The 10,612-nt window shown below is 60.7% G+C and carries 9 protein-coding genes; 3 read left to right on the top strand and 6 right to left on the bottom strand.

What is annotated here, in order from left to right; translation table 11 throughout:
* The first annotated feature begins 424 nt into the window (after positions 1–424).
* Together WBB95_RS10420 and WBB95_RS10415 are read left to right on the top strand one after the other, a co-directional pair.
* Positions 425–1,096 (top strand): sterol desaturase family protein, encoded by a 672-nt coding sequence (locus tag WBB95_RS10420; RefSeq protein ID WP_424487511.1) that lies wholly within the window; start codon positions 425–427, stop codon positions 1,094–1,096.
* A 2-nt stretch (positions 1,097–1,098) separates the two neighbouring features.
* On the top strand, positions 1,099–2,199 hold the full coding sequence (locus WBB95_RS10415; protein ID WP_424487510.1) for an SMP-30/gluconolactonase/LRE family protein: 1,101 nt from the start codon (positions 1,099–1,101) through the stop codon (positions 2,197–2,199).
* A 48-nt stretch (positions 2,200–2,247) separates the two neighbouring features.
* On the opposite strand, the gene WBB95_RS10410 is transcribed toward WBB95_RS10415, so the two are convergent.
* The 6 genes from WBB95_RS10410 to WBB95_RS10385 all read right to left on the bottom strand — a co-directional run bounded on the left by WBB95_RS10410 (position 2,248) and on the right by WBB95_RS10385 (position 9,508).
* Positions 2,248–3,690: a hypothetical protein gene (locus WBB95_RS10410; RefSeq protein ID WP_424487509.1), complete on the bottom strand. Its 1,443-nt coding sequence runs from the start codon at positions 3,688–3,690 to the stop codon at positions 2,248–2,250.
* Between the two features lie 117 nt (positions 3,691–3,807).
* The gene (locus tag WBB95_RS10405) at positions 3,808–4,185 is read right to left on the bottom strand and encodes a hypothetical protein (RefSeq protein ID WP_424487508.1); all 378 of its coding nucleotides are present in this window, start codon (positions 4,183–4,185) and stop codon (positions 3,808–3,810) included.
* Between the two features lie 2 nt (positions 4,186–4,187).
* Complete coding sequence (locus WBB95_RS10400; protein ID WP_424487507.1) at positions 4,188–5,183, bottom strand: hypothetical protein; 996 nt, start codon at positions 5,181–5,183, stop codon at positions 4,188–4,190.
* A gap of 138 nt (positions 5,184–5,321) precedes the next feature.
* A complete protein-coding gene (locus WBB95_RS10395; RefSeq protein WP_424487506.1) occupies positions 5,322–6,386 on the bottom strand; it encodes a lipocalin-like domain-containing protein in 1,065 nt (354 codons plus the stop codon).
* A complete protein-coding gene (locus WBB95_RS10390; protein ID WP_424487505.1) occupies positions 6,376–8,838 on the bottom strand; it encodes an FtsX-like permease family protein in 2,463 nt (820 codons plus the stop codon). The genes WBB95_RS10395 and WBB95_RS10390 overlap by 11 nt, the downstream gene beginning before the upstream one ends.
* Before the next feature lies 1 nt (position 8,839).
* Positions 8,840–9,508: an ABC transporter ATP-binding protein gene (locus WBB95_RS10385; protein ID WP_424487504.1), complete on the bottom strand. Its 669-nt coding sequence runs from the start codon at positions 9,506–9,508 to the stop codon at positions 8,840–8,842.
* A 274-nt stretch (positions 9,509–9,782) separates the two neighbouring features.
* Between WBB95_RS10385 and WBB95_RS10380 the strand changes: the two genes are divergently transcribed.
* Complete coding sequence (locus tag WBB95_RS10380) at positions 9,783–10,457, top strand: histidine phosphatase family protein (protein ID WP_424487503.1); 675 nt, start codon at positions 9,783–9,785, stop codon at positions 10,455–10,457.
* The last annotated feature ends 155 nt before the right edge of the window (positions 10,458–10,612 follow it).

Genomic DNA, 10,612 nt, shown 5'->3' with positions numbered 1-10,612 from the left:
GAATAGGTTGTGCAGCCTTGCTGTTGCCCTGCTTCTGCTTCAACCACTCAGGTCGGCTTTCAGGCCGCCGTGCTGTAGATTTTGATCTTGATCTTGATCCAGGGCGCCCCGTTAACCACGATGGCCGTACGCAGGCTTGAATCCGTGGGTAACCCGGCAAGGAGGCCGGGTTAGCCGCCCCGCGCCATGGATGGCGCGTGGCGGCGGCCCACGGATTCAAGCCTGCGTGCGGGCATGCCGAGCCACAGCGAGGCACCGAGTGGAGGGGCAAGAGCCCTTTGGTTACTTTGGGGCTTTTCCAAAGTGACCCGCCGTAAGGGCGGAACCCATATCAGCCATCACCCAAATAACGGATATGCACTCGCACAATCCCCACCACCAACTAAGCTCACCCCTCCAACAAAAAACACCCGAGCGCCCCCAAATGCCCCACCCCACCGACACCTTCCGCGCCCGTTACCGCGCCAGCGTGCACCGCTTTTACAACCCTTGGCTCCACGCCACGTTCGTGCTCGCCTACGGCATAACCGCCATCACCCTCGCCTGGTCCTCCACCAACGGCATCACCCCGTTCCAGTGGCTGACAGTCCCCCTGACCCTGGTCTTCTTCAACCTCTGCATCTACCTCGTGCACCGCCACTTCGGCCACCACAAACACACCTTCGCCCGGTTGTTCTACGCTCGCCACACCGGCGATCACCACAGCTTCTTCACCCCCGGCCACATGACTTTCGACAGTGCCCGGGACTGGCGGGTAATTCTGTTTCCCGCCTGGCTCATCGTGCTGCACAGCCTGGCCATCACGCTGCCCGCCTGGTGGCTGCTCAAACAACTGAACCCCAATGTCGCCGGACTGTTTGCCGGCTGCATGATCCTCGGCTACCTGCTGTACGAAGTGTTCCACGCCTGCGAACACCTGCCCGCCGAGCACCCGGTGGCGCGCCTGCCGTGGATTCGCCAGATGCACCAACTGCACGCCCTGCACCACCGCCGAGAGCTGATGCAGGGACGCAATTTCAATATCGTCCTGCCCCTGATGGATTACCTGTTCGGCACCCTGCACTGGGAACCGAACGCCCACGACAACCAGGAATAGTCATGAGTACCCGTCCCAAAAAACTGCGCCACTTACTGTTTGTGCTGTTTCTCGCCGTGATGGCTTTTTTGCTGTTGATGCCGACCAACGTACAGCCGGTGAACTGGGCACCACCCAAAGCGCCCTCGATGAAAGACGGCCCTTACGCCGACAACCAGCGCCTCAAGGACGTACAAAGAGTCGGCGCCCAAGGCATCACCGGGCCCGAAGCCTTGCTGCTGGATACCCAGGGTTTTTTGATCAGCGGGTTGCATGACGGGCGCGTCATCCGCACCTCACCCGACAGCCATACCCTGGAAGTGCTGGCCAATACCGGCGGCCGCCCTCTGGGTATGGCGCTGCACCCGGATGGGCGCCTGATCATTGCCGATGGGGTCAAGGGTTTGCTCGCGCTGGATGCGAATCGCCAAGTCATCACCTTGAGCACCGGCACCAATGGCGTGCCCTTCGGCTTTACCGATGACGTGGCGGTCGACGCAAGCGGGCGTTACGCGTATTTCAGCGATGCATCAAGCCGCTGGGGCTACGGGCAGGACGGTACGGCGGTGATCGAACATGGCGGCGATGGCCGGCTGCTGCGTTATGACTTCAGCACTGGCACCACCGAGGTCTTGCTCGATCAATTGCAGTTTGCCAATGGCGTGGCGCTGGGGCCGGATGAAAACTACGTGCTGGTGAATGAAACCGGCGCCTATCGCATCAGCCGCTACTGGCTCAAAGGTGAACGCACAGGCACTCACGACTTGTTTATCGACAACCTGCCCGGCCTGCCGGACAACCTCAGTTTCAACGGCCGCGACCGTTTCTGGGTGGCCCTGTATTCACCGCGCAACCCGCTGCTGGACGGCTTCGCCGGCTATCCCTTGTTGCGCAAGGTGATGGTGCGAGCGCTGATGGTCATACCCAAGCCCATCGAGCGCAAAGCCTTCGTGATTGGGCTGGATACCGACGGCAACGTCATCGCCAACCTGCAGGATGGCAGCGCGGGCAATTACTCGCCCGTTACCACCGCACGCGAATACGGCGACTGGCTGTATCTGGGCTCGCTGAAAAGCACGAGCATGGCACGCCTGCCGTTGAAGCAGGCATTGGCGCGCGAATAACAAAAAAGGGCAGCCCACACTGGCTGCCCCTCTCATTGCATCAGCGCATCAGTGAATGATGTTCTGGGTGCAGATATGCCCCAGGCTCACGTACTGCACGTTCTCTCCGCCGACGCCCACACCGGGGAACTCGGCCAGTTCGATGCGCCAGCCACCCTGGTTGTAGGTGGTGTCCCACTTGTATGGCACGCCGGTGCTGCTGTCGTTGATCACCGTGCGGTAGTCACCGAAACAGGTGCCGATATTGGCCGTGGCCGAGGAAGCGCCAGCGCTGTTGGTGGTCGCCTTGTAGTCGACCCAGCGGTAGTTGAAGTCAACGAAGTGGTTATCTACGCGCAATACCGGGGTGATACCCAGCAGCGGCGCACCGGTGGAGTCCGACCATTGGGTCGACCAATTCAGCAAGCGCCCGGTTTGCGTGGCCAGCGGCATTTCGCCCACCGGCACGCGTACGATGTTGTCGCCCGTCACGCTGGTCGTGTTCAGACGTGGCGTGGAGCCCAGGCTCAACTGGTATTGCTTGGCCGGGTCCTGCGCCACGGCTGGGTTGGCACGTACACGCACCTTGACGGTGCTGCCCGACGTTACGCTTGGGTAGGTCGAGGTGGAACCCGCCGGTACGGTGACCCAGTTGACGCCATCGAAGCGGTCGAAGATCCACTGGTTACGGCTGCCCGTCTCGTCACCTGCCAGGTACATGCTCACGCTCTGGCCGCGCAGGGCCTTGAAGTCAAAGTAATCGACGTCGTTGGCGTTGTCGAGGTTGCCACTGACCTTGTTCATCGAGTCCGGCAATACAAACGCATTTTGCGCTGTGTCGTTGGGTTCAAAGGCGTCGATGTTGGTGTCCACCGCCACGCCAAAACTGAACTGCGCGTTGTTTGCGGTCTTGGCCACCATGTACCAGTAGTAATCCCCCGCCGGCAGGATGCCGCCCAGGTACTCATCGGCATTGCCCGCATTGTCGGACGTATCGATCAGTTGCGGGTTGCCTTGGCCGTCATCACGAAACAGCGTCAGCGACAGGTCGGCGCCGGCACTCTGGTTGATCAACTGCACCAGCACCCGGGCGCTTTGCGCCAGGTTGAAGTGGTAAGCAAACTCCTGGCCGGTCTGCACGTCGGTGACGGTGTAGAGCGTATTGATGTCGAGGGTGGGGAACAGCGGCTCAAACGCGGCGATGGCAGCGCTTTTCAGGTTGGCCTGGCTCGGTTTTTTCAGCTCGCCGACGACGGTGTTGAACGGCGCAGGCGTGGCCGTCTTGACAGCGGGTTTGGCCTGGCCATTTTTGGCGTCCAGAAGCTTTTGCAGCACCTCGGCCGGGATCGGCACGGCAGTCAGCGTACCGCCAGGTTTCAGCGCATCAATCATGCCTTGATTGACAGTTCCGGGGCTGAGTTTAGGGAGGGTTGGCTCGGCCAGGGCAGAGGCCGAAATAAAGCAGGAGGCCATCATGGCCGCGCCCAGCATCAGGGCTTTTGTCGATTTCATTTTTTATCCATCCATAGTTAAAAAATTGAAGCTCAGGTGATCGGTGACATCCGGTCACCTGGGATGGACTTTAGAATACCACTGTATGCATGTACAGCTTTTTTTAACTCAGGCCTTTCAAATTGGGATATCGCACCACCTGCGCCATACGGACCAAACAACCAATGCGATGCCCCAAATCATCAAAAGATAATATGGCCAAAGCGCCCACCGCTTGAGCGCTAAGGGAACAGACGCCAGTTCAGCCTCGGTCACAAGACCCGCTTTGACGTAGCGCTTTGGGTCTGACAGGATTTCGTTTATCAGCAACATGCGATAAAACCTGTCGATACGCTGGCTCCTCCCCCAAAATCGCTTATTATTTTGGACTTTTGCGTTTTCACTAAAATAGCTCTCCAGTTCGTCCAGTTTTGTATATTCGGCAAATTGCATCAGCCCCAAGATGACGAACACCCCAACACTCCACACAATGGAGTAGCCGAAAAAAAACGTCATCGCTAAGCGCCCTCCGGTTGAAATATCAAATCACCCTGGGTCTCTAAAATCTGTCCTCCCAAAAATGCGCCTAAATCGCCGAGCTCACGGCCTCCTCCATACCCTCCCACTGAGCCTCCTATAATTCCGCACACAAGCTCACCACCTGGTTTCAAGGAGACCCCCAACACCATCGTGCATGCACGACGAGCCAGTTTGGCACCGAGTGCTCCAAGCGCAGCAGCGCCCGCTACCCCACCCACCAACTTCCCACTCTCCACATACTTCGCCCGCCGACACTGCGCCTCCCGCCCCGTCACACACGCCTCCTTGATCTCCAATCCCGCCACCCCTACATCCATCGCCAGCCCCACATACGTCCCGTTTCCCAACCACTTCGACGTTTGCGCAATCGCCTTGATACGCTGCGCATACCCTGCTATCTCGCCCTTGTGCAAAAAACTTTTGGTCGAAATCCCAAGCACTTTCTTCAACGACTGATGCCCCCGCAACCCTGTCCCAAACCGCGCCGCGCCCTGCAGTTGCGTGTTCAGCAACCGGAACAACGCCTGGCGTTGCTGATTAAACGCCTGCCTGTCCAAATTGCCGTTCTTCAACCGTTGGTGCAGTTGCTCGACCTCCTCCAATGTGCGCGCCACCTCATCCAAATGTCGCGCCCAGGCCGACGTGGCACTGCCAATCCCGATCGAGCCATACGCCAGTAAGCTCTGCAGCAAATCGTAGTTATTGATCACAGCCTTCCCAGCCGACGTATCAAGCTCCAGATTCCGCCGAACTCGCTCAGCCTCGCGCACCAACCAGGCCTCCTCCAACGAACAGCTCACGCTGTAGGCATCAGGAACAATCACCAACTGCCCCGGCGTCACCAGCCCCTTGCGCAAATGCCGATTCAAACCATCAAAGTGATCAGAACGCTGCCGACTTGAGCTGTTGCCCATCAGCCGGGACTTCAAACTCAGGTAGTCCGTCGTGTGCTCATTAATGAATCCCTGCGCCATGCCCTACATCCCGGATGCCATGAAGATGGCGTCGAAATATAGGCAAGCGACTGCGGCCCGGACACCCGTCCGGGAGCGAGAAATCATATTTAGGAAGTTGCCTACACGGCAGAGACAGAGCGCCTACAAAAAGACGCCCTAATACCCGGTCATCTCCAGGTAGCCCACACCGCCCTCAAACCTCACCGGCCCTTCCCAGTACGGAATACTGAGGTTCATCCACGCCTTCGGGTTAACCGCTTCGGTGGTGATGTCCAGCTGTTTGCCGGGAATTTTCAGCGACCAGCGCGTAGGAATTTGGCGCCCATCGATGTTGGTAGTCTCCAGGGGCACGAGCTGAATATCGGCGTTGTGCAGGGTCTCGGTGTGCCCGTTCTTGTCGATCCAGGTGCCGGTCAGGTAACCCGCGCCGTCTGTTTGTCGCACTCGGAACAGCATCAACTGCTCACCTCGGTCCAGGTGCAGGGAGAACCAGTCCCAGCCGGTCTGGCTCGCCGCCAGGGGCTGGCTGCTCCACTCGCGGTCGAGCCAGGCCGGGCCGCTGACTTGATAGCTCTTGCCGTCGAGGGTGACACTGCCGGCTGCGCTAAAAAACGGTTGGCTGTAGTAGTACGACGCCTGCCCCTGGTCGGACTTGCGGCTGTAGCCGTTATCGCCTTGCAGCACCAGCGGTCGACTTGAGGTCAGGTGCAAGTCGTAGGCGAATTGCGGCCCGCCAGCCTTGAGTTGCATATCCGCCAGCGGGCTTGCGGCACCCGGTAGCGTGGCGAAATTCCAGTCGTCGATCCAGGCATTGAAAGGCTGCGCTTGTGCGCCGGCCTGGCCAACGCCCCCACGGGCCAAGCGTTCTGCAGCGTAGTGCCGGGTCGCGGAGGTGACGGCGGCATGCCCAAGCCAGACAGTCGAGTCGTGCCAGCCCGGCTGCGTTGAGCCTGCTTTCAACGCATTCCGAAACAATGTCCATTGCACGCCGAACACATGGCCTTCGGCGTCTTTGAGGTTGGCGGTGACGTACCACCATTCGATGCGAAAGCCGTCGTGAGGGCCGTGGTCTTCGGGAAAGCTGAACACCTTGCCCGGTACGACCTGCGCGAAGTCCGCCGCGTCACTGCCGAGCCCGGCGAAGCTCACTTCCGGTGCAGGTGCCTTATCGCACGCACTGAGCAGCAACAAGGCTGCCCACAACAGCGCTTTAATCCTCATTGGCAAAGGTCCTCAACAAATCCGTTGGACGGCTGCGGTACAACTGCCACAACGGCCAGGCCGAGGCCAACAGGGTGGCGAGCAACGCCAGCCCGAGCAATTGCGCCAACTGCCAGGGAAATATCTGCAACGGCAGGCGCCAGCCAAATGCCTGAACATTGATCACTGCGTCCAGGCACCACGCCAGCAACAGGCCCAGGGGCAATGCCAGTATCAGGGTGAGCACCGCCAGCAGCCAGGTCTGGCCCAGGTTGAGCAGCATCAGTTGCCGCCGCGTTACGCCCAATGCCCACAGCGGTGCGAGTTGGCCCAGGCGACTCTGGCTCTGAGTCAGCAGGCTGATAAACAGCGCCACGCCCGCGACGCCGAGGGTAAGGCTGTTCAAGGCAGCCGTGGCGGCGAAGGTGCGTTCAAACACCTGACTCGACCAGCCCTTGAGTTGCTGTTGATCGACGATACGACTGTCTTCCAGGGCAAACGCGCTTTGCACCTCACGCACCAACGGCGGCACGTTTTCCGGCAGCACGCGCACATTGAAGCGTGCCGGTGACAGCGTCGGCCAATGCGCCAACAGGTGCTTGGCATTGACCAGCAGATGGCCCTTGGGGTTGCCATAGTCGGCGTAAATGCCCACCACCTTGGGCGACCAGACACCCTGAGGCGTAGGGATTTTTACCGTCTCGCCCAGTCGCACGTTCAGGCGCCGGGCGAGTTGCTCGCTGAGCATCAGACTGTCGTCGTTGAGCAACTGGTCCCAAGGCGCGCTTACGGCTTCCAGCAGTGGCCAGTGCTGACGATAGGTCGGGTCGTCGACCACACCAAATACGTCCGCTGGCCAACCCTGTAATTGCACCGCGACCTGCCAGGTGGGCAGTACGGTTTGCACCAGAGGTTGTTGCGCCAACCACGCACCCAGTTGCCCAGCCTGGGCCGGGTTTTGCGGGTTGATGTACAGCTCGGCGGTGAGGCGTTGTTCCAGCCAGTTATTAAAGGTCTGGCGAAAGCCCGAGGTCATCGAGCCCGCCCCGATATTCGCCGCCAGGGCCAACAGCAACGCCATCAGCGCCAGGCTCAAGGCCGGCAACTGTTGGCGGCAATCGGCGAGAAACCACTGGCCCAGCACCGAGCGGCTGCGCCCCAACACCGCCTTCAACAGGCCGTTGAGCAGCACTGGCAGGCCAAGCGCCGCCCCCAACAGCAACGCCGCCATCAGCACGAAACCGGCAGCCAGGCTATCGCCGAGCCACAGTGCCAACAGCGCGATGACCAACGCCGTCGCCGCCACCCACCCCTGGCGCCGCAACCAGCGCCCATGGGCCTCATGCCAGGCTTGGGCATTGGCCAGTGCCAACAGCGGCAAACGCGCGGCCCGCCACAGGCTGCTTGCGCCCGCAAGCAACGCGCCAAGCAGGCTCAGGCCCAACCCGGCGACCCACCACCACGGGCTGAGGCTCAACTGGCCCGGCACTTCGGCGCCGTACAAACCGCGCAGGCTGGCGGTCACATCCGGCAGCAACAGGCTCGCCAGCAGGTAACCACTGGCAACCCCCAGCACACCGCCGAGCAACGACAACGCACCGAGTTCGACGCCCAGGCTGAGGATCAGCAGGCGCGCGCTGACGCCGCAGGCCCGCAAAGTGCGCAGCAAGCCGCGGCGCTGCTCCAACGCCAGGCCGATGGCGGCGTGGACGATAAACAGCCCCACCACAAAGGACAAAAAGCCCAGCGCATCGAGGTTCAAGTGAAAGCTTTCCGTCAGCCGCGCGAGGTTGTTGTCCTCGCCCTGCTTGAGTTGCAGTGCGGCGGGCGGCGTCGGATGGGTCGCGGCGAAGGCCTTGTCGAGCAGCAGGCGCGACAATTGCCCGGGCATCGCCAGCAAAGGCTGGGCAAAACCGATGTCCGTCAGCAACAGGCCGGGCGCCATGTCCGGTTGAGCCTGCAAAGGCGGCAAGGCCAGCCCGCTGGCGGTCAGTGGCTGTTCGCCTTCGTGCAAACCCAGCGCCTGCAAGGTTTGTGGCGCAACCCAGGTGCGCCCCGGCGGTTCGAAGAACGCAAGCATCTGCGCCTGGCTCAACCGTTGCCCCGCCACGGCGCCAGTGCCGGGCAGCGACAGCGGGTCGATGCCCATCAATTGCAGGCGCTGGTCCGCGTGTTCCTTGAGCACCAAACGCCCCTGCACCACCGGCGACACCGGCCAGCCCGCGCGGCGCAGCTCGGCAAACAAGGCTTGAGGGAACGCGGCAGCGTCCGGTGCGCTCAGGCTGGCTTGGGGCTCACCGCCGATCAGTTGGCTGGCGCGCGCGTAGCTGTCGCGTGCCTGGCTGTTGAGGGCTTGCACCCCGGTCAACAGCGCAGTGGCCAGCCACAGGCCAGTCAGCACACTGAAAAACTGCACCGGGTGACGTCGCCAGTGGCTCAGCAGTGCGCGCAACGCCCAATAAAATACCGCCATCTCAGCGCGCGTCCGCCGGCACGACACGCCCGCGATGCAACACCACCTGATGATCGAGCCGCGCGGCAATGCGGGGGCTGTGGGTGACCATCAACAAACTGGTGGAGCTGTCGCGCAACAGGTCGAGCATCAGTTGCAGCACTTCATCGCTGGTGGCTTCGTCAAGATTGCCGGTCGGCTCGTCCGCCAGCAGCAAACCGGGGCGTGAAGCCAAGGCTCGCCCCACCGCGACCCGTTGCTGTTGGCCGCCGGAGAGTTGCTCGGGATAACGTTTGAGCAAGTCGCCCAGGCCCAGGCGCTCCACCAGCTGTGCCTGCCATTGCGGATCGAAGCGCCCGGCGAGGCGTGCCTGAAATGCCAGGTTGTCGTCGACGCGCAGGCTGCCGATCAAGTTGAACTGCTGGAAGACCAGGCCGATGTCCGTGCGGCGCCAATGCGCCAGCTGCGCCTCACTCATTTGCTCAAGACGCTGTTCGCCCACCTGAATGCTGCCGCCGTCCACACGGTCCAACCCAGCCACCAGATGCAACAAGGTACTTTTTCCACTTCCCGACTCGCCCATCAACGCCAGGCTGCTACGCTCACTCAGATACAGGTCGACGCCCGCCAGCACGGCCAGCGGCCCCTGCGGGGTCGTATAGCTTTTAAGTACACCTTGCACCTGCAACATAAAAACGCTCGCTTGAAGGACTGCAATCGAGAATAACGGCTGACCGTGCACCCCACGCAAATTTTTCACATTGATTTCACTGCCCGCCCACCCTCGCCTCTCTAAATTACCCATCAAGCGCGGGCAGCCGGCAACTTGTTAGTTGCCCTGCACGACAACGTTTAAAGGCTGGATGTTCAGCGAAAAGACAGCAGCCCTGTGACAGGCTCTTGCTCAACTACGGGCATCCGTCAGTGCGTTGCGCCTACTTAATAAAACACTGCAGACAGTGTCCATGGTGAATGATGTGGTTGACCTTACCCTGACCAAACCGCGCTCGCGCCGGGCAACTATCAAGCGCTTGGGAAAGTGGGGCGCAGGTATTGCCGTTATTGCCCTGCTGCTGGCCGGTTTTATGCTGTGGCCAACATCGCCGCGCGACCTGGGTGTGGGCAACCGTTTGCTGACCTCGAAAGTATTGCCGAGCTGGCGCGATGGCGACCTGATCGTGCTGGTACGCCATGAAGAGCGCTGCGATCGTTCGACAAACCCTTGCCTCGGCCCGCTGGAAGGCCTGACAGTAGTCGGCAGTCAACGTGCTGAAGAACTCGGTAAAGCCTTCAAGGCATTGGGCATGCAGAACAGCGACGTGGTCGCCAGCCCCGCCGTCCGTACGGCTCAGACCGCCCACGCCATGTTCGGCAATGCCCAACTGACGTCCGGCCAGCAAGCCATCTGCGGCACGGCCATGGGCGAGGAGTTGCTCAGCCGCAAGCAGGCGGGGCGCAACCTGGTATTCGTCACCCACAGTGGCTGTATCGCCGACTTCGAATCCGCCCTGGGTTACCCCCGCGCCAGCTTTCCCGAGTACGGCAGCGCGCTGTTTGTGCGCGTACTGGCCAATGGCAAATTCGAGACACTGGGCCTCATGAAAAGCCAGGCCTGGCTGGCTGTTTTAAAGAAGCTCTAGACACTTTTTTACCTCTACTTCCTTCCATGTTCAGCAAAAAGACAGGCCTCTTCTGGCATGTTTAACTGCGCCCGTTATTTGGTGGCGTCATGAATATTTTCAGCGATTTAGTGAACGTTGTGATTCTTTCTTCTATTACTTCCATAGACCCATTC

This window comes from Pseudomonas sp. (genome assembly GCF_049645325.1).
Classification (GTDB): domain Bacteria; phylum Pseudomonadota; class Gammaproteobacteria; order Pseudomonadales; family Pseudomonadaceae; genus Aquipseudomonas.
This window is presented reverse-complemented; position numbering and strand designations above follow the sequence as displayed.

Coding starts and splice junctions, on each gene's coding strand:
- WBB95_RS10420 (WP_424487511.1), top strand. CDS start 425: ATGCCCCACCCCACCGACACCTTCCGCGCCCGTTACCGCGCCAGCGTG.
- WBB95_RS10415 (WP_424487510.1), top strand. CDS start 1,099: ATGAGTACCCGTCCCAAAAAACTGCGCCACTTACTGTTTGTGCTGTTT.
- WBB95_RS10410 (WP_424487509.1), bottom strand. CDS start 3,690: ATGAAATCGACAAAAGCCCTGATGCTGGGCGCGGCCATGATGGCCTCC.
- WBB95_RS10405 (WP_424487508.1), bottom strand. CDS start 4,185: ATGACGTTTTTTTTCGGCTACTCCATTGTGTGGAGTGTTGGGGTGTTC.
- WBB95_RS10400 (WP_424487507.1), bottom strand. CDS start 5,183: ATGGCGCAGGGATTCATTAATGAGCACACGACGGACTACCTGAGTTTG.
- WBB95_RS10395 (WP_424487506.1), bottom strand. CDS start 6,386: ATGAGGATTAAAGCGCTGTTGTGGGCAGCCTTGTTGCTGCTCAGTGCG.
- WBB95_RS10390 (WP_424487505.1), bottom strand. CDS start 8,838: ATGGCGGTATTTTATTGGGCGTTGCGCGCACTGCTGAGCCACTGGCGA.
- WBB95_RS10385 (WP_424487504.1), bottom strand. CDS start 9,508: ATGTTGCAGGTGCAAGGTGTACTTAAAAGCTATACGACCCCGCAGGGG.
- WBB95_RS10380 (WP_424487503.1), top strand. CDS start 9,783: ATGGTGAATGATGTGGTTGACCTTACCCTGACCAAACCGCGCTCGCGC.